Origin of the sequence: Arthrobacter gengyunqii, assembly GCF_023022985.1 — a bacterium.
Lineage (GTDB): Bacteria > Actinomycetota > Actinomycetes > Actinomycetales > Micrococcaceae > Arthrobacter_B > Arthrobacter_B gengyunqii.
In genome coordinates this window covers 3307605-3325636 of the sequence record NZ_CP095461.1, presented here as the reverse complement: position 1 = coordinate 3325636, position 18032 = coordinate 3307605, and the positions used below count along the sequence as shown (strand labels likewise).

Below are 18032 nucleotides of genomic sequence, written 5' to 3'. Positions count from 1 at the left end.
GCTTCCGGGCTTCCGGGCTTCCGGTGCAGCCGGGTGGCCCGTACGCAGGCCGGGACCGGCCTAGGATTCAGTCCCGCTGCTGACCTTGTCGTTTTCACGGGCCATGGCGATTTCCTCAGCCCTTGCGGCATTGGCTTCCTCGGTCAGCTCCGCACCTGCCTCGGCATCCCGGGTGAGGTTCTCCCCGGTCTCGGGATCGAACAGGTGCACCTTGCGGGTATCCAGCCACAGCTCGGCGTCGCGTCCGCCGCGGATGCGGGATGCTGCGTCGAGGGTTACCACAATCTGCGGCCGCAGCTCGTCGGCGTCCATGTCCCGCGCCAGGTTGTCCAGGAGTTCCTTGACCTCGGGATCCGGATGGAAGGGGATGTAGCCGTACTGCTCGTTGCCCAGCCATTCGGTGTGGCTGATCGGGGCGGTGAACGTGGAGCCGTGGGGGCGTTTGGCATCGTCCACGAACTTGGCGTCCTCGAAGAACTCCGGCCGAAGGCCCACCAGCACGATGTTCTTGCCCGCGGCTTTGTCCGCCTTGTCCTGGGGAATCGTGAGGTCCCCGACCGCAGTCCGCAGCACGTTCCCTTCCACCGTGGCCGGCAGGAAGTTCATGGACGGGGATCCGATGAATCCCGCCACGAAAAGGTTGACGGGCTGCTCATACAGCTCGCGCGGCGAGGCCACCTGCTGCAGGATGCCCTTCTTCAGCACGGCCACCCGGTCTCCGAGGGTCATGGCTTCAGTCTGGTCGTGGGTTACGTAGACGCTGGTGGTTCCCAGCCGGCGCTGCATCTGCGAAATCTCGGACCTCATTTGTCCGCGCAGCTTGGCATCCAAGTTGGAGAGGGGCTCGTCGAAGAGGAAGGCATCCGCCTGGCGGACGATGGCACGTCCCATGGCAACCCGCTGGCGCTGCCCGCCGGACAGGTTGGCGGGCTTGCGGTCCAGATGCTCGGTCAGCTCGAGCGTGGCGGCCGCGTCGTTGACCAGCTTGTCGATCTGCTCATCGGTGTACTTACCCTTGGCCAGACGCAGCGGGAACGCGATGTTCTCGAAGACCGTCAGGTGCGGGTAGAGCGCATAGTTCTGGAACACCATGGCCAAGTTGCGGTCACGGGGCGCCTTGTCGTTCACGCGTTCCCCATTGATCAGCAGGTCTCCGGACGTGATGTCTTCAAGACCCACGATCATCCGCAGGAGAGTGGACTTTCCGCAGCCGGAGGGGCCAACCAGAATGATGAACTCGCCGTCAGCGATGTCCAGGCTGACATCGTTGACTGCGGGGAAGCCGTCTCCGTATTTCTTGACGAGGTGGTTGAGGGTGATCGATGCCATGAGAACAAATCCTTTTCTTCGACCGGACGCAAGGGGATTAGCCCTTGACGGCGCCCTGGGTTAGACCCGAGACGATCTGGCGCTGGAACGCCAGCACCAGCACGACAACGGGAATGGTGACAATGATTGCGGCCGCCGAGATGGCGCCCGTCGGCTCTTCGAACTGGGATGCGCCGGTAAAGAATGCCAAGGCTGCAGGCACCGGGCGTGCCGCATCAGTAGACGTCAGTGAAATGCCGTAGACGAAGTCATTCCAAGCGATAAAGAAAGCAATGATCGCCGTGGTGAACACGCCGGGCGCTGCCAGCGGAACAATGGCCTTGCGGAAGGCCTGCCACGTGGTGGCACCATCCACCTGCGCGGCCTGCTCCAGCTCCCAGGGAATCTGCCGGAAAAACGCTGACAGGGTCCAGATTGAGATCGGCAGCGTCAGTGACAGGTACGGAATGATCAGGCCGAGCCAGGTGTCGTACAGGCCGATGTTGCGCCAGAGATTGAACAACGGAGTCACGATGGAGATTACCGGGAAGATCGAGACGCCCAGGGCGGTGGTCAGGATCAGCTTTTTGCCGGGGAAATCCAGCCGTGCAATGGCGTAGGCACACAGGGTCGCCAGTACCACGGCAACGAAGGTTGCAATCAGTGAAATGCCGATGGAGTTGCGCAGGGCGGAGAGGAAGAGGTCCTGGGCGTCTCCCACCAGGATCTCCTCATAGTTCGTGGTGGACCACGTGTTGGGGAGGAACGTCCCCGAGGTGAGGTCGCTGGGGATCTTGAAGGACGTGGCGAAGATGGACGCCACCGGGAACAGCGCGTAGACGACGACGACGATCGAGATGATGGTCCAGATCACTCTCCGACGGACGGGTGAGGACTTCATTAGTTACCCCCTCGTGCACCGGTGAGGTCCACCTTGAACAGTTTGATGGCGATGAAACAGATGATGATGACGCAGAGGAACAGCAGCACTGAAATGGCGGAACCCATCCCGATCTCCAGGCGGGAAATTGAGGTGCGGTACGCCAGCAGCGACAAGACCTCGGTCCCGTAGGCTCCGTTGGTCATGATGTAGACGTTGTCGAAGATTCGGAAAGCGTCCAGGGCCCTGAACAGGACGGCAACCATGATGGCGGCCTTCATGTTCGGCAGGATCACGCGTGCCATCCGCTGCCACCAGGTGGCGCCGTCCACTTCCGCGGCCTCGGTGAGCTCTCCGGGCACCTGCGCCAGGCCGGCCAGCAGCAGGAGCGAGATGAACGGCGTGGTCTTCCAAATTTCCGACGCAATGATCACGAACAGTGCCGTGGGGCCGTCGGCGAACCAGTTCAGGTCGGGGCTGATTCCCGGGACCCAGTCGAACCAATGGTTGATATAGCCGGAGTTGATGTCAAAGGCATAGAACCATGCGAAGGCGGACACCACGGTGATGATCCCGTAGGGGACGAGGATGGCGGTTCGCAGCCAGCCGCGGACAGCCTTCAGGGCACTGTTCATGACCAGGGCCAGGGCGAAGCCCAGGACGAGTTCCACCGCCACGGTGATCACCGTGATCAGCAGGGTCACTCCGAGGTCGCGCCAGAAAACGCTGTCGGTGAGGATGACGCCGTAGTTTCCCAAACCGATAAACGCCCGGTCATCAGGTGCCGTCAGCCGGTACTTGAACAGCGAGTCCCACACGGCCAGCAGGATCGGGTACGCAGTGACCGCCAGCATGATGACGAATGCCGGACCAGCCAGCCACAACCCGAGCCGCCGCTCCGACCGGGCCCTGTCACTCAGGCGCGGCTTGGCGGGCTTGGACGCGGGCGCAGCTCCCCGCTTAGCTTCTACCGAAGTACTCACAACAGCTTCTCCCCTTTCAGGACCGCAAGAATGAACTCGGAGCTGGTCGCCGGAGTGGTTTCCGGATTCACGTCGCTGGGCGGGGTCCACGTCTGCTGGATGCCGGTTGAAACCTCGTTGTAGTACGGGGTTTGCGGCCGGGGCTTGGAAAGCTCCAGCGACTCGCGGATGGTTTCCGCCATCGGGAAGGTTTCGGAGACTCCCGGGGCATCATAGGCATCGATGTTGGCCGGAGGGTTGCCGTTGGATGTGAAGTACAGGGACTGGTTGTCCGGGCTGACGATGCACTCAATCGCGTCGTAGGACAGGTCCTGGTGCTTGCTCTCGGAGCCTACCCCGAGGTTGATGCCTCCCAGCGGGGGCGCGGTTTCCTCACCGGCATTGACCTGCGGATACAGTGTCCAGCCAATGTCCTCGATCAGGTCCGCGGGCAGCGTTCCCGCTTCCACTGCTGCGTTGGTGGCAGGCCAGACGAAGGGGTAGTTGACCATGAACGATCCCTGGTCCCCCTGGAACTGGATCATGGAGGTGTTTTCGGTTTGGGTGGGGAGTCCGGGGCCGCCGAGGCCTTCCTTGCCGATCACGGAGACGATTTCCGCGGCTTGGGTTCCAGCCTCGGAATCGAGGCCCAAGCGGATTTCCTCCGCCGGGGCATCGGGATTCTCCACAATGGCACCGCCGGCCGACTCGACGAGGGCGTTGACCCACACTGTCATGGACTCGGCGCGGGCGCCCTGCACGCCCAGGAACTTGTCCTGGCTGGCGGCTGCGTCAATGATCTGCTGCCAGGTGACAGGCTGGGTCATGTCCAGGCCCGCGGCCTCGGCCACGGACTTCCGGTACCAGAGGATCTGCGTGTTGGCCCAGAAGGGGACGGCCACCACCTCGTCCTTCCACTTGGCGCCGGTCAGCGCACCTTCGACCACGTTCTGCGTGGTGCGCTCGGCGACATCTTCGGGCACAGGTGCAAGGTAGCCGGGCTCGGCCAGCTCGGGGACGAACGGCGGATCCAGGCTCATGATGTCCATGGTGTCGTCACCGGCCGCCAGGCGGCGGGCCAGCTGTTCCCGCTGCGCTCCCGCATCGCTGGGAAGCAGCGAGGTCTGGATGGTGTAAGCCCCGTCGGCTTGGTCGGTGCAGATTTCGGCGATGGTTGCCTGTCCGCCGTCATCCGGGTTGATGTACCAGGTGAGTGTTGGTGGGCCTTCTTCGGAGGCGCAGCCGGTCAGCAGCGTGGCTCCGACGGCGAGGGCAAGCCCCGCAGCTGCACGGGCCCGTTTGCGGGGCCGGCCGTAGTGTGTTGCGTCCATTGGCATCGGTGTTGTGCCTCCACCTCGTCGTTGGCGCGGATTGATCGAACTTTCCGCGGAACTGCCACCCTAAGCAGCCTTTCGAAAGACACTATGCCCTCGATATGAATTTCGCCACTGTCCCAAAGCGGCGACGGCAGAGAAAGGTCAGGTCAGAAGCGCGGCAGTGACGATGAGGACGGGAAGTGAAAGGACGGTGGTCAACAGGACGGTGTCTTTCGCCACGAGCACGCCCTGGTCGTAGCGGCTGGCCGCGACGAAGACGTTCTGCGCCGTGGGCAGGGCAGCCGTGACGACGACGGCGAACAGCAGGTGCCCATCCATGCCCAGGACATAGCGCGCCAGGGCAAAGGCCAGGAGCGGCTGCAGCACCAGTTTGAACGCAGTGGCCACGACGACGTCGGTGCGGCGTCCGCCGATACGGGGCATTGGCCGGGAGCCCACGAGTGAGATGCCGAAAGCCAGCAGCATGGCCGGCACAGCTGCTCCGCCGATGAGGGTGACGGGTTCCAGGATGATGACGGGCAGCGTCAGCCCGGTGGCGGCCAGGATGAGGCCGATCAGGGTGCCGATGATGATGGGGTTGCGCACGATCTGACCCAGGAACCGCGGCAGGGAGGTGCGCCGTCCGCTCGTCGCCGTGTCCATCACCATGAGGAAGAGCGGGGTGAACACGGCCATCTGGAAAATGAGCACCGGTGCAATGTAGGCGCCGTCCCCCAGCACATATACGGCGATGGGCAGGCCGAGGTTGGCCCCGTTGACCAGGGACGCGGACATTGTGGAAATGACCGCCTCCGGGAGCGGGCGGCGCAGCCACCAGCGGGTGCACAGCAGGAAGGCGCCGGCGGTAAGGAAAGCGCTGACGGCGGCAACGAGCAGCGGCAGGGAAAAGACCGTGTGGAGGTCAGCGTCACTCAGCGTCACCAGCAGCAGTGCGGGGGAGGCCACGAAGAACGCCAGCCGGCTCAGGACACTTTGCGCATTTGCTCCCAGGACCCCGAGCCTGCCGATCAGGTACCCGACAAGGATGATGATCCAGACAACGGTGAATCCGGTAAGTACCCCCAGCACCGGGCGCTACAGACCGTGGGGTGGAATTGCGTGCGGTGGAATTGTGCAGTTCATCGGGGCCAAGTATAGCCACGGTGAAAACCCGGCGGGCAACAAAAAGACCCTCGGTATCCGATGGGATACCGAGGGTCTTTTTCGAGAGCGGGCGACGGGAATCGAACCCGCGTATCAAGCTTGGGAAGCTAGCGCTCTACCATTGAGCTACGCCCGCAGCGCCGGAAGGCTCCGGCACAAAAAACCACTTTACATGGAAGCAGCTCCGCGCCGAATTCGGCGGTCATGTGCCGTCGCTGCCGGCTTCTTCCCCGCCCTTCCGCGCGCGTTCCACCAAATCCCGCCATTTGCCCTGGACGCAGTGCTCGGGCAGGGTGACGGCGGCGGGGCCCACACTGATTTCGTAGACAAACCGGTCCGATCCGGCGGGTTTTTGCGGTGGGGGTTCCTGCAGCAGCGGCAGCCACTGCTGCTCGGCCTCTTCGGTGCTGACATGGGTGCTCCAAATCCGGGTGAGACCGGCGAATCCGCCGGTGCGGATGACCACAATCTTCACGGTTGCACGCCTACGGCTTCCCAGGCATCGGACACGGAATCGTACTCCGCGCTTGAGCTGCCGTAGCGCTTTTCCGCAGCAGCGAGTGTTCCGGCCGCAAAACGGGAAAAGGTGCAGTCCGCTGGCAGATCCTGTTCGGTGAGGGCGTCGTACCAGATCTGTCCGGCCCGTTCCCAGGCGAAATTCCCCATGGCAGTGGCCGCCAGGTAAAACGCATGGTTGGGAATGCCGGAATTGAGATGGACGCCGCCGTTGTCCGCTTGGGTGTCAATGTAGCCGGCCATGGTGGCCGGCTGCGGATCGCGGCCGATTACGTCGTCGTCGTACGCTGTGCCGGGCGCCTTGAGGGACCGCAGTGCGTCTCCTGTCACCTGGTCGGTGAACAAACCTGCGCCCACCAGCCACGTCGCCTGCGCAGCTTCCTGGTGCAGGAGCTTCTGCTCGACCAGGACACCGAAAACGTCAGCGGCCGACTCGTTGAGCGCTCCGGACTGGCCCTCGTAGTCGAACCGGGACGTGTACTGGACAACGCCGTGGGCCAGTTCATGTCCGATGACCGTCAGCGATTTGGTGAACCGCTGGAAGATCTCGCCGTCGCCGTCACCGCACACCATGCGTTCACCGTTCCAGAACGCGTTGTCGTAATCGCGCCCGTAGTGGACGGTGGCCGCCAAAATGCCGCCGGCACCGTCCACCGAGTCCCTGCCGTAGACGTCGCGGAAAAGGGCGTGGGTGGCTCCAAGGCCCTCATATGCCTCGTCCACTGCTTCGTCGCGGGTCGGCTCCCCTCCCTCCGACCGCACGAGGGTGCCGGGGAGGACCTCACGTTCTCCGGCGTCGGAAATTTCACGCCGCAGGGAGGGGGGCAGTGCGCTGCCCCGCGGGGGAAACGGGGGCTGCAGGGACCGGGAGCGGGCCGAATGGACCGGCGGCAGTTCGGCCAGTGCCCGCCGGGCTGCATCGGCGGCCCGTTGGAAGCCGTCGTCCTGGAGATCGGCAATACGCGCCAGGAGATAGGGGGGAACGATTGAACATGTCTTGCTTGAACAGGTCATGCTGTCCTCCGGGGTCCGGGTGCAGGGCAACTGGTTTCCCTGCACACCTGTGGCCCCAGCCTAGAGCCCCCCTCCGACAGTGCAAGAGGGCGGCTACTGTGCCTGGGGCGCGCTGCCGGTTTCGTCTGCACTGCCGGTTGCGTTCGGGCGGGCGGCTGCGGATTGATTCGCTGCGGCCTGGTCATAGGCGGCCACAATGGCGGCAATTCCCTCCGGTCCAAGCTCGAGCCCGAGGTTGCTGCCGGGATTGATCGCGAGCCCGTAGCCGGCGCCGATGCTGCGCAGTGTTGCTTCCCCTCCGGCCTTGACCATGACCGGTGCCTTTTCACGGATCTGTTCCGGTACCCGCCCGGCGCTGGTGAACGTTGCCGCAACGGCGGAGTCCCCTTCCGGAGACTTCAGCACCAGGGCCTGGAAGGAGGCGGGGTCCTTCTCGTCCAGCAGCCGGCCAACGCTCAGCAGCTCCGACTCACAGATTCGGGCCACCAGCTCCTGGCTGCTGATCCGGCCTTCCTGGCCGGCGAGGATGGCTTCTTCCAGCGCCGCAGCGCCTTCGGGATCCTGGTACTGCGCCTGGCCGGGAAGCGTGCCTTCCCGTTCCGCGGCGCTGCTGTCCGTGTTGTCCGTGTTCTCTGTGTTCTCAGTCATGATGTTCTCCTTGAGTGCTCAGTGTCTGCCAAAGGCTCAGCCGCAAGTCTGGCACAGCGGCAGGGGGAAAAACCAAGCTACGGTAGGACGATGAGCGTGAGCAGGAACACCCGAAACCTCGAGCCGGGCATCGAACGGGACTTCACCGACAAGATGAGCTACGGCTCCTATTTGGCGCTGGACGAGCTGCTGGCCGCGCAGCATCCGGTGAGCAGCCCGGAGCATCACGACGAGATGCTCTTCATCATCCAGCACCAGACTTCCGAGCTGTGGCTGAAGCTTGTCCTGCATGAACTGCGTGCCGTGCGGTCCAAACTGGCCGCGGATGACCTGCGTGCCGCCATGAAGGGCATAGCCCGGATCAAGCACATCCAGCGCTCGCTGACCGAGCAGTGGTCCGTGCTGGCGACGCTGACGCCGTCGGAATATGCGGAATTCAGGGGTGATCTGGGCGCCTCCAGCGGTTTCCAGTCCTACCAGTACCGGGCCGTGGAGTTCCTGCTGGGCAACAAGAACGCTGCCATGGTGAACGTCTTTGCCGCCGATCCGGCGGCGCAGGCACTGCTTACGGACCTGCTGGAACAGACCAGCATCTACGACGAGTTCATCCGGTACCTGCACCGCCGGGGTTATGCCGTTCCCGAGGAGCTGCTCCACCGCGATGTCACGCAGGCGCATGTGGCCAACGATGCCCTGATGCGTGTTTACAAACACGTTTATGAGAACGCCGCGGAACACTGGGACATCTACGAGGCGTGTGAAGAGCTGGTGGATCTGGAGGACAACTTCCAGCTGTGGCGCTTCCGGCACCTCAAGACAGTGGAGCGCACCATTGGCTTCAAGCGGGGAACAGGCGGATCCTCCGGGGCGTCCTTCCTCCAGCGGGCGCTCGAACTTACCTTTTTCCCCGAGCTTTATGCCGTGCGTACGGAGATCGGGCGCTGACCGGAGCCGCTGCGGGAGGCCCCGCCGTCATGCGCTATTTTTAGAAGGTGCTGATTTCTGACCGCGACATACGAACCGAAATTGCCGACAAGCGGATCGTCCTCGATCCCTACGATCCCGGAATGGTTCAGCCCTCCAGCGTGGACGTGCGCATTGACCGGTTCTTCCGGCTCTTCGACAACCACAAATACGCGCACATCGACCCGTCCCTGGACCAGCCGGACCTGACCCGCCTGGTGGAGGTCGATCCGGACGAGCCCTTCATCCTGCATCCGGGCGAATTTGTCCTCGGGTCCACCTACGAGACGGTCACCCTGCCCGACGACGTTGCGGCACGGCTGGAAGGCAAGTCCTCGCTGGGCCGTCTGGGGCTGCTGACGCATTCCACTGCCGGTTTCATTGATCCGGGTTTTTCCGGGCACGTCACGCTGGAACTGTCCAACATGGCAACGCTGCCGATCAAACTGTGGCCCGGTTCCAAGATCGGCCAGCTGTGCTTCTTCCGGCTGACCTCCCCGGCGGAATACGCTTACGGTTCAGGACAGTACGGCAACCGTTATCAGGGCCAGCGGGGCCCGACGGCGTCGCGCAGCCACCTGAACTTCCACCGCTCCCAGGTATAACGCCGGGCAGCGGTCAGGCTTCCGGAACCACCGCGCGCGGTGTCTTGTCCGGTGATCGCACCGGCAGCAGCACCAGCAGGCCCGCCAGCAGCACCAGCAGGATGCCGAGGATGCCGTACCGCTGGGCGCCGAAAATGGTGATGAAGACGGCGAAGAGCGTGGGCGCCAGGAAGCTCACGGCTCTGCCGGTGGTGGCATAAAGCCCAAACAGCTCGGCTTCCTCGCCTTCCGGGGCAAGCCGGGTCAGGAACGCACGGGACGCCGACTGGGCAGGCCCCACAAACAGGCACAGCAGCAGGCCGAATATCCAGAACGTGGTGTCTCCGCTCCACTGCAGCCCGAAGAGGCTCTGGTCCTCGGCTCCGAACAGCGCAATGATTCCGCCGGAGATCAGCAGCCCGATCAGTGAGAAGACAATGACCTTCTTGGGGCCGTTGCGGTCGTCGAGGAAGCCGCCCGCGATGGCACCGACGGCTGCCACCCCGTTGCCGAAGATGGCGAAGATGATGACCTGTGAGATGGGCCATCCAAAGGTTCCGGATGCAATTATTCCGCCGAACGTGAACACCGCGGCCAAGCCGTCACGGAACACTGCGCTGGCCAGCAGGAACCAGATGGTGTGCGGACTGGTCTTGTAGATGGCCTTGACGCGACGGAACAGCAGTCCGTAGGACGCCAGGAAACCAATTCCGGCAGCTCGCGCCTTACGGGGAACTTCGGGAACCGCAAACAGGACGGGCAACGCGAAGACGGCCAGCCAGACGGCGGCGAAAACGGCGACGGCGCGGATGTTCAAGCCGTTCTCCGAAGTAACGCCGAACCAGCCCACGTCGGGGTTGATGAAGCCCACCAGCACCGCTGCCAAGGCAGCAATCCCGCCCACATACCCCATGCCCCAGCCGAAACCGCTGACCCGTCCCACCGTTGCCGGCGTCGAAATCTGGGACAGCATGGCGTTGTAGTTCACGCCGGCAAACTCACTGAAGACGTTGCCCAAGGCGATCAGCGCAACGCCGAGCAGCAGGAACTCCGGCCGGGGAAAGACGAAGAAGCACAGGGCGGTGACCAGGCACACCAGGGCCGTGTTGATGCCCAGCCAGAGCCGGCGCCGCCCCCCGGCGTCCGAGCGCTGTCCCATGACGGGGGCGAGCACTGCCACTGCCACTCCGGCCAGGGCGATGCCGTACCCCAGGACGGCGGAAGCATGGTCTTCCCCGCCGAAGCTCTCCGAGGTCAGGTACACCGTAAAGACGAAGGTGGTCATGATGGCGTTAAAGGCGGCGGACCCCCAGTCCCAGGACGCCCAGGCCAGGACCTGCCGTTTCCGGAAACGCGGAGGCGGCCCGCCGGGCAGCGCGATGTGAACTTCTGTGTTGGAGACCATAGGCAGATGCTATAGGTGCATGGTCCGGGCGGGACGACAACCGGATCTCCGGCATGTCCCGCGGCATGGCTGAACCGTACCCGAATACGGCTTGGGTGTATGCCATGAGTAGAATAGATATACGCCCTCTGACCACCACCTTGATAACTACAGCTGTGTTTGCGGCTGGAAGACTGTCAAAAAAAGCTCGGGAGATCTAGTGCTAGTTGTGCTCACCGTTTTATTTGCGGTGGCATTGGTGGCGCCCTTAATGTTTCGCAGGATCGGCAGGTCGGCGTTTTACGTCCTGGCAGCCGTCCCCGCAGCAGCCTTCGTCTGGCTGCTGGTCACGTTCCCCCGGTACACAGCTGCCGACCAGACGCTGGCCTCGGGCGCTCCCAACGCCCCGCCGTCCGTAGTGATCCCCTGGATACCCGATCTCAAAGTTGAGCTCGCCTTCCGGATGGACACCCTGGCCGCGGTCCTGTCCATCCTTATCCTCGGCGTCGGTTCGCTGGTGCTGTTCTACTGCGCACGCTACTTCCGCCCGGGGGACACCCAGATGGGTGCCTTCGGTTCTCAGCTGCTGGCCTTCGCCGCGGCCATGTTCGGCCTGGTGACGGCAGATGACCTGATCCTGCTGTTCATCTTCTGGGAAATAACCACCGTCCTGTCCTATCTGCTGATCGGATACTCGGCGCATCGGCTGTCTGCCCGCCGGGCCGCCCTGCAGGCGCTGGTGGTCACCACCTTCGGCGGCCTGACCATGCTCGTGGGCATGGTTCTGATCGGCGGCGCCGCGGGAACGTTCCGGATTTCCGAGATCCTGGCCATGGCACCGCAGCTGCTTGAACGCGGTGCCCTTGTGGACATCGCCATTGTGCTGATGCTTATCGGCGCGGTCTCGAAGTCCGCGCTGCTGCCCTTCCACTTCTGGCTCCCGGCCGCCATGGCTGCGCCGACCCCGGTCAGCGCCTACCTGCATGCCGCTGCCATGGTCAAGGCCGGCATCTACCTTGTTGCACGGCTGGCACCGGGTTTTTCCGAAAGCGCCTACTGGCACGCGGTTGTGCTGGTTTTGGGTCTTTCCACCATGCTGCTGGGCGGATGGCGGGCACTGCGCCAGCATGACCTCAAACTGATCCTGGCCTACGGAACGGTCAGCCAGCTCGGCTTCCTGACCCTGGTGGTGGGGCTCGGCAACCGCGAGGCTGCCATCGCCGGGCTGGGCCTGCTGCTGGCCCACGGCTTCTTCAAGGCGACGCTGTTCCTGGTGGTGGGAATTGTGGACCACCAGGCCGGTACCCGCGACATCCGCAAGCTCTCCGGCATTTACCGTTCCGCACCGAAACTGTTTGTGGTGGCCCTCATCGGTGCCGCTTCCATGGCCGGCGTGCCGCCCCTGCTGGGCTTTGTGGCCAAGGAATCCGTCTACGAGACGTTCGTCCACTTTGCCGAAAAGCAGGGAACTTTCGGCGCGGCCGTTCTGCTGGCCGGCGTCGTCATCGGCTCCATCCTGACGTTTGCCTACAGCGCACGTTTTGTGTGGGGCGGTTTTGCGGCCAAGCCCAATGGCAAGCAGACGCCCTTCAAGCCGGTTCCGTGGGCGTTCCTCGGTGCACCGGCCATCCTCGCCGCGGTCACCGTGGTGTTCGGTCTCTGGCCGGCCCCGATCGATGCTGCCGTCAGCTCCTACGCTGACCTGTACCCGGTTGACGGTGAACCCACCCATCTGGCGCTGTGGCACGGTTTCACCACGGCGCTGCTGCTGACGGTCATCACCATCGGCGCCGGAGTGCTGCTGTTCTGGCAGCGCGTGCGGGTCGAAAGTGTTCAGGGGCGGTTCACCGCACCGCTGGATGCCGAGCGTTCCTACCGCGGAATCATTGGCGTGCTGGACGACGTTGCCGTTTGGGTTACGGGCCGAACGCAGCGCGGTTCGCTGATGTTCTACCTCTTTGTGATCCTGACGGTTGCCGTCCTGACGCCGCTGACCGCACTGCTGTGGCGCGGCGCCGCGCTTCCGGATCAGTTCCACTGGTGGGACACCCCGCTGCAGGCCGTCATTGGCCTGGGGATCATTCTGGGCGCCGTTGCCGCAGCCCGCGCCAACAAGCGCTTCCTGGCTGTATTGATGGTCAGCGTCACCGGTTACGGGATTGCCCTGATCTTTGCACTGCAGGGCGCACCGGACCTGGCCCTGACCCAGATGCTGGTGGAAACCATCGTCCTCGTGGCCTTCGTGCTGGCCCTGCGGTCGCTGCCTGCCCGGCTCTGGAAGCGCGAACCCGCCGGACACCGCCTGCTGCGGGCCCTGCTGGGAATTGCCTTTGGTGCCACCATGGTGCTGATTGCCATGACCGCCATGAACTCCCGCGTCGCCGAGCCCATCTCGCTCCTCTTCCCCAACCTCGCGTATGAGGTCGGCGGCGGAGCGAACATCGTCAACGTGACCCTGGTGGATGTCCGCGCCTGGGACACCTTCGGTGAGATCTCCGTGCTGGCCATGGCCGCCACGGGTGTGGCCTCGCTGATCTTTGTCCGCGGACGGGGCGACAAACGCCGCCGTGCGGAGGGCATTGCCACCGGCTCGGTGGACCGCGGCCGCGAGCACTTTGCCTCGACAGGCCGCCAGGAGGCCACGTTGGCGCTGGCACGGAAGTTCTCCAGCGTGAGCCGTGACGCCTGGCTGGTTGCCGGTCGGACGCTTGCGCCGGAACGGCGTTCCATCATCTTCGAAGTGGTTACCCGGCTGCTGTTCCACTCGGTGATCCTGTTCTCCATCTACCTCCTTCTCGCCGGGCACAACATTCCCGGCGGCGGCTTCGCCGGCGGACTCATGGCCGGACTGGCCCTGACCATCCGGTACCTGGCCGGTGGCCGGTTTGAGCTCGCGGAGGCAAGCCCGGTAAGCGCGGGCCTGCTGCTGGGCGGCGGGCTGGGGATTGCCGGCCTCACCGCCGCGGCACCGCTGTTCTTCGGCGGGCAGATCCTGCAAAGCGCCATCATCAAGTTCACCTGGCCGATTTTCGGCGAGATCAAGTTCGTCACCTCCACCATTTTCGACATCGGGGTGTACCTGGTGGTCGTGGGGCTGGTGCTCGATGTCCTGCGCAGCCTGGGTTCCGAAATTGATGAACGCAGCGAAGGCGGTTCCTCCGACGACGAGGACCTGGTGGAGATCGAACCTGAAATAACCATGCGAGAAGAGGAGGTGGCCCGATGAGCGTCAACATCACCTTCATGATCATCATGGGTGCGTTGTATGCCTGCGGGATCTACCTGCTCCTGGAACGCAGCCTGACGCGTGTGGTGCTGGGGCTGACCATGCTCACCAACGCCACGAACATCCTGCTGCTGTCCACCGGTGGATTCCAGGGCCTCGCACCGCTGTTCAGCGCGGAGATTGCGGCGGAGGATTACAACGATCCCCTGCCCCAGGCCTTCATCCTGACGTCCATCGTGATCTCCTTCTCGGTGACGGCGTTCATGCTCGGCATCATTTACCGCTCCTGGGTGCTGAGCCGCCAGGACGAGGTCCAGGACGACGTCGAAGACCGCCGCGTGGCAAGCCAGAGCAGCTTCGACGCTGAAGATGACGCCGATGTCCCCGAGGACACCACCGAATTCACCCCGCCCGAAGAGGCTGAAGAGGCGCCCGGATCCCTGCGCGCCACCGGTCAAAGCACCAGCCCGGAGGCCAAGGAATGAACACGATAAGTCTGGCTCCGCTGGCCGTGGTCCTGCCGTTCTTCGGCGCCGCCCTGGCCTTCATCCTCATCCGCCATGCCCGTGCCCAGCGCATTATCAGCGTCACCATCCTGTCCGTGACCCTGATCTTGGAAGTTTTCCTGCTGTTTTCCGTCTGGGAAACCGGAGCGCAGGCGGTGAACCTGGGCGGCTGGCTGCCGCCGGTGGGCATCACCATGGTGGTGGACCAGTTCTCCGCCCTGATGCTGGTGGTTTCGTCGGCCGTTAGCCTGGCGGTGCTTATTTATGCGGCCGGGCAGGGCATGGCCGGCGGCGAGGAGGACGGGCCGGTCTCGATCTTCCATCCGACCTACCTCATCCTGGTGGCCGGCGTGTCCAATGCGTTCCTCGCCGGGGACCTCTTCAACCTGTACGTGGGCTTCGAAATCCTGCTGACGGCCAGCTACGTGCTCATGACGCTGGGCGGAACCACGGCGCGCATCCGCGCCGGCATCACCTACGTGGTGGTCAGCGTGGTTTCCTCGCTGCTCTTCTTGATTACCATCGCCATGATCTACGCGGCCACGGGCACCGTGAACATGGCGGACCTGGCGGTGAAGCTCGGAGACCTGGATCCCGGAACACAGCTGATGCTGCACCTGATGCTCCTGGTGGCGTTCGGCATTAAGGCCGCGGTGTTCCCGCTGTCCTTCTGGCTGCCCGACTCCTATCCAACGGCCCCGGCGCCGGTGACTGCCGTGTTCGCCGGGCTGCTGACCAAGGTGGGCGTCTACGCCATGGTCCGCACCGAGACGCTGCTCTTCCCCGGAGACCGGATCAACACGCTGCTGATGGTGGTTGCCGGTCTGACCATGGTGGTGGGGATCCTCGGCGCCCTGGCGCAGACCGACATCAAGCGAATGCTTTCCTTCACCCTGGTCAGCCACATCGGCTACATGGTCTTCGGTTTGGCCGTCGGATCCGTTATCGGCATTGGTTCCGCGGTGTTCTACGTGGTCCACCACATTACAATCCAGACTTCGCTGTTCCTGGTGACCGGCCTGATCGAGCGCCGGGGAGGCACCGCCAACATGGACCGGCTCGGCGGGCTGGCGAAACTGTCGCCGATCCTGGCCGTGCTCTACTTCATTCCCGCCATCAACTTGGGCGGCATCCCGCCGTTCTCCGGATTCCTGGGCAAGCTGGGTCTCCTGGAGGCTGGCGTTGAGCTGGGCACTCCGCTGGCCTACGTCCTGGTCGGGGCCAGCGTGCTCACCAGCCTGCTGACCCTCCTGGTGATGGCCCGGGTTTGGAACCGTGCGTTCTGGCGCACGCCGGAAGACGCCGTGCATCCGGATCCGATCCTGCTGGCCACCGGTGCCGACGGATCATCGCTGCGGACCTCCGGAAGCGTCACCACCGGCAAGTTCTCCGGCAGCGACGCCGTCGACCTGCTGCCGCGCACCATGGTGTACCCCACGGTGGGGCTGGTGGCGCTTGGCGTCTCCCTTTCCGTCCTGGCCGGCCCTCTGTTCTCACTCAGTGACAACGCGGCGCAGGACCTGCTGGACCGTACGCCCTACATTGAAGCCGTTCTCGGAGAGGGGGCCGGACAATGACCCGCAGGGCCCAAATGCGGAACCGTCCGCGTGTCCCGCTGCTGAAGGAAATCCCCCTGCTGATTTGGCTGGTGTTCCTCTGGGGCGCTCTCTGGCAGGACTTCAGCGCGGGGAACCTCATCTTTGGCGCCGTGATCGCGTTCATCGTGGCGAACATCTTCTACCTGCCTCCCGTGGAGCTGAGCGGACGCTTCAACCCGCTCTATGCTGCGGGATTCCTGGCACGGTTCTTCTACAAGTTGGTCCACGCCAGCTTCGAAGTGCTGTGGCTGTCTGTGACCAAGGGACCGCACATCAAGAATGCGGTGGTGGGCGTGAAACTGCGCAGCCGCTCCGACCTGCTGGTGACAGCAACCGGACACGCCCTGTCACTGATTCCCGGCTCGCTCGTGGTGGAAGTGGACCGGTCCACGTCCACCCTTTACCTGCACTGCCTGAACGTTTCCACTCCTGAGGAAGCCGATAAGGTCCGCAAGGACGTGCGGGACACCGAGTCCTGGCTGATCCGCAGCATTGGATCGCGTGAGGACCTTGAGGTCCTTAAAGCGGAGCAGGCTGCCGGCAGGAAAGCCGCCGACCTGGCGAACAACCGGGCGGAATCCGCTAAGGGAGCAAACTCATGATGACAGTTTTTGTGGTCCTGGTGGCCGTCATGCTGGCAGTTGCAGCAGCGGGCGCCATTTTCCGGATTGCCCGGGGACCGTCCATCCTGGACCGGGTGCTGGCCGCAGACGTCCTGCTGACGATCGTCGGTGCGGCTCTGGCCACGGACATGATCGTCAACAAGAACCTGAACTATCTGGCGCTGCTGGTCTCGATCTCACTCATCGGGTTCATTGGCTCCGTGACCGTTGCCCGCTTTGTTACGGACCGGAGGTAGCCTGTGAGCCAGGAACTGAATGACCTGATTGTGGGAATCCTGATGCTGGGCGGGGCTTTGATGTCCCTGGCTGCCGCCATCGGGCTGACCCGTTTCCCGGACCTGATGAGCCGCATGCACGCCGCGTCCAAGCCCCAGGTGCTGGGTTTGCTGCTGTTCCTGCTGGCGATGGCGGTCCAGTTTGAGAGCTGGTCCCTGCTGCCGGTCTTGGCCGTATGCTGGCTGTTCATGATCCTCACCGCGCCGGTGTCCGCCCACATGGTGGGCCGGGCCGGCTACCGGACCAAGCACCTGCGTCCGGAACTGCTCACCATTGACGAGTTGGATGACGTGGTGGGCCGGGCCCAGCAGCTGCTTCTGCACGCCAAGAACGCCGACGGCTCGGACTCCGACGACGACGGTGAAGACGAAGACCCCCGCGTGGACGACGACCCGGGGGAGCACAACGAGGCAGGGTCCCTGGACGACGATTCGATGTCGGAAACAGCGCAGGGCGCCCAGCGCCCGGGACGCAGTCCCGAGGGCTGAGCGCCCTGCGGTGAAACTCGGTATTGCTGGGATCAGCTGTCGACTAAACGATCTCGGGGGTCTTCTGGTAACGCTGGATGGCGCGCTGCGTGCCGCGGGTGGTCAGCACCCGGATGGCCTGGCTGACGGCGCCGGAAACGACGGCGAAGACCACCGCGGTGCGGAGGTTGACGTCCAGGACTCCGTCATTGTCCCGGGGCGGTTCGTTGCCGGTGATCCGGGTCCAGAGGAAGTCCAGCAGTTTGGCGGACACAATGCCCGCGCCGATGCTCACGCCGGTACTGAGCAGTTTCAGGATCAGGTTCATGGATGCTCCTAAGGTTGGGGGCCGTTTTCCCTAACCCTACCGCCGAGCCGCCCAAAGTGGCCTGTCCGTGTGTAGAGTGGTGATCGCAAAACATACGACAGGGGAGCGCCCTCCCCGCCAGTGCTTCGGCACGACGCGGGAAGACCCAGGCGCTGAGAGTGCGGACATCCGCAGACCCTCGAACCTGATCCGGTTAGTACCGGCGCTAGGGAGTCGAGATCTCACGGGACCTCACGGCAATCCGCCGTGAACAGTCCCTCCCCTCCTGT

At 63.9% G+C, this 18032-nt stretch carries 17 protein-coding genes, 1 tRNA gene, 1 pseudogene and 1 riboswitch; of the genes and pseudogenes, 8 read left to right on the top strand and 11 right to left on the bottom strand.

From position 1 onward, the window contains the following. Positions 1 to 60: 60 nt before the first annotated feature. From MUG94_RS15345 to MUG94_RS15305, 9 genes are all read right to left on the bottom strand, one after another. Positions 61 to 1329 (bottom strand): ABC transporter ATP-binding protein, encoded by a 1269-nt coding sequence (locus tag MUG94_RS15345; RefSeq protein ID WP_227907036.1) that lies wholly within the window; start codon positions 1327 to 1329, stop codon positions 61 to 63. A gap of 37 nt (positions 1330 to 1366) precedes the next feature. Next, positions 1367 to 2209 (bottom strand): carbohydrate ABC transporter permease, encoded by an 843-nt coding sequence (locus tag MUG94_RS15340; RefSeq protein ID WP_227890581.1) that lies wholly within the window; start codon positions 2207 to 2209, stop codon positions 1367 to 1369. Then, positions 2209 to 3171 carry a carbohydrate ABC transporter permease gene (locus MUG94_RS15335; protein ID WP_279324695.1) on the bottom strand — a complete coding sequence of 321 codons (963 nt, stop codon included), beginning with the start codon at positions 3169 to 3171 and terminating at the stop codon, positions 2209 to 2211. The genes MUG94_RS15340 and MUG94_RS15335 overlap by 1 nt, the downstream gene beginning before the upstream one ends. Continuing rightward, positions 3168 to 4481 carry an extracellular solute-binding protein gene (locus MUG94_RS15330; RefSeq protein ID WP_227907035.1) on the bottom strand — a complete coding sequence of 438 codons (1314 nt, stop codon included), beginning with the start codon at positions 4479 to 4481 and terminating at the stop codon, positions 3168 to 3170. Before MUG94_RS15330 ends, MUG94_RS15335 begins: the two co-directional genes overlap by 4 nt. Before the next feature lie 147 nt (positions 4482 to 4628). Further along, entirely contained in the window at positions 4629 to 5555 is a 927-nt protein-coding gene (locus tag MUG94_RS15325; RefSeq protein WP_227907034.1) for an AEC family transporter, read from the bottom strand. A 140-nt stretch (positions 5556 to 5695) separates the two neighbouring features. Next, positions 5696 to 5766 (bottom strand) — tRNA-Gly (locus tag MUG94_RS15320). A gap of 66 nt (positions 5767 to 5832) precedes the next feature. Next, positions 5833 to 6105, bottom strand: a complete 273-nt coding sequence (locus MUG94_RS15315) for a protealysin inhibitor emfourin (protein ID WP_227890578.1) — start codon at positions 6103 to 6105, stop codon at positions 5833 to 5835. Continuing rightward, positions 6102 to 7160 carry a M4 family metallopeptidase gene (locus MUG94_RS15310; RefSeq protein WP_227890577.1) on the bottom strand — a complete coding sequence of 353 codons (1059 nt, stop codon included), beginning with the start codon at positions 7158 to 7160 and terminating at the stop codon, positions 6102 to 6104. The genes MUG94_RS15315 and MUG94_RS15310 overlap by 4 nt, the downstream gene beginning before the upstream one ends. Positions 7161 to 7253: 93 nt before the next feature. Beyond that, positions 7254 to 7808 carry an SseB family protein gene (locus tag MUG94_RS15305; protein WP_227907033.1) on the bottom strand — a complete coding sequence of 185 codons (555 nt, stop codon included), beginning with the start codon at positions 7806 to 7808 and terminating at the stop codon, positions 7254 to 7256. 90 nt (positions 7809 to 7898) lie between these two features. Here MUG94_RS15305 and kynA point away from each other — a divergent pair, with 90 nt between their 5' ends. Together kynA and dcd are read left to right on the top strand one after the other, a co-directional pair. Continuing rightward, the gene (kynA, locus tag MUG94_RS15300) at positions 7899 to 8753 is read left to right on the top strand and encodes a tryptophan 2,3-dioxygenase (RefSeq protein WP_227907032.1); all 855 of its coding nucleotides are present in this window, start codon (positions 7899 to 7901) and stop codon (positions 8751 to 8753) included. Positions 8754 to 8800: 47 nt separating this feature from the next. Continuing rightward, a complete protein-coding gene (gene dcd, locus MUG94_RS15295) occupies positions 8801 to 9376 on the top strand; it encodes a dCTP deaminase (RefSeq protein WP_227890574.1) in 576 nt (191 codons plus the stop codon). 13 nt (positions 9377 to 9389) lie between these two features. On the opposite strand, the gene MUG94_RS15290 is transcribed toward dcd, so the two are convergent. After that, positions 9390 to 10760: an MFS transporter gene (locus MUG94_RS15290; RefSeq protein ID WP_227907031.1), complete on the bottom strand. Its 1371-nt coding sequence runs from the start codon at positions 10758 to 10760 to the stop codon at positions 9390 to 9392. Positions 10761 to 10959: 199 nt separating this feature from the next. Between MUG94_RS15290 and MUG94_RS15285 the strand changes: the two genes are divergently transcribed. From MUG94_RS15285 to mnhG, 6 genes and pseudogenes are all read left to right on the top strand, one after another. Further along, positions 10960 to 13965 carry a Na+/H+ antiporter subunit A gene (locus MUG94_RS15285; protein ID WP_227907030.1) on the top strand — a complete coding sequence of 1002 codons (3006 nt, stop codon included), beginning with the start codon at positions 10960 to 10962 and terminating at the stop codon, positions 13963 to 13965. Then, positions 13962 to 14450 (top strand): Na(+)/H(+) antiporter subunit C, encoded by a 489-nt coding sequence (locus tag MUG94_RS15280; RefSeq protein WP_227890571.1) that lies wholly within the window; start codon positions 13962 to 13964, stop codon positions 14448 to 14450. Before MUG94_RS15285 ends, MUG94_RS15280 begins: the two co-directional genes overlap by 4 nt. Continuing rightward, positions 14447 to 16048, top strand: a complete 1602-nt coding sequence (locus tag MUG94_RS15275; protein ID WP_227890570.1) for a Na+/H+ antiporter subunit D — start codon at positions 14447 to 14449, stop codon at positions 16046 to 16048. Before MUG94_RS15280 ends, MUG94_RS15275 begins: the two co-directional genes overlap by 4 nt. Beyond that, positions 16045 to 16671 (top strand): Na+/H+ antiporter subunit E, encoded by a 627-nt coding sequence (locus tag MUG94_RS15270; protein ID WP_227890569.1) that lies wholly within the window; start codon positions 16045 to 16047, stop codon positions 16669 to 16671. Before MUG94_RS15275 ends, MUG94_RS15270 begins: the two co-directional genes overlap by 4 nt. After that, on the top strand, positions 16671 to 16928 hold the full coding sequence (locus MUG94_RS15265) for an MrpF/PhaF family protein (protein ID WP_423724182.1): 258 nt from the start codon (positions 16671 to 16673) through the stop codon (positions 16926 to 16928). The genes MUG94_RS15270 and MUG94_RS15265 overlap by 1 nt, the downstream gene beginning before the upstream one ends. Positions 16929 to 16970: 42 nt before the next feature. Beyond that, positions 16971 to 17330 (top strand): annotated as a pseudogene (gene mnhG, locus MUG94_RS15260) (monovalent cation/H(+) antiporter subunit G); the annotation flags it as partial. 169 nt (positions 17331 to 17499) lie between these two features. On the opposite strand, the gene MUG94_RS15255 reads toward mnhG, so the two are convergent. Beyond that, positions 17500 to 17763, bottom strand: coding sequence for a DUF4235 domain-containing protein (locus MUG94_RS15255; protein ID WP_227890567.1), 264 nt, complete (start codon positions 17761 to 17763; stop codon positions 17500 to 17502). An 89-nt stretch (positions 17764 to 17852) separates the two neighbouring features. Continuing rightward, positions 17853 to 17992, top strand: a riboswitch (TPP riboswitch). Positions 17993 to 18032 lie beyond the last annotated feature (40 nt).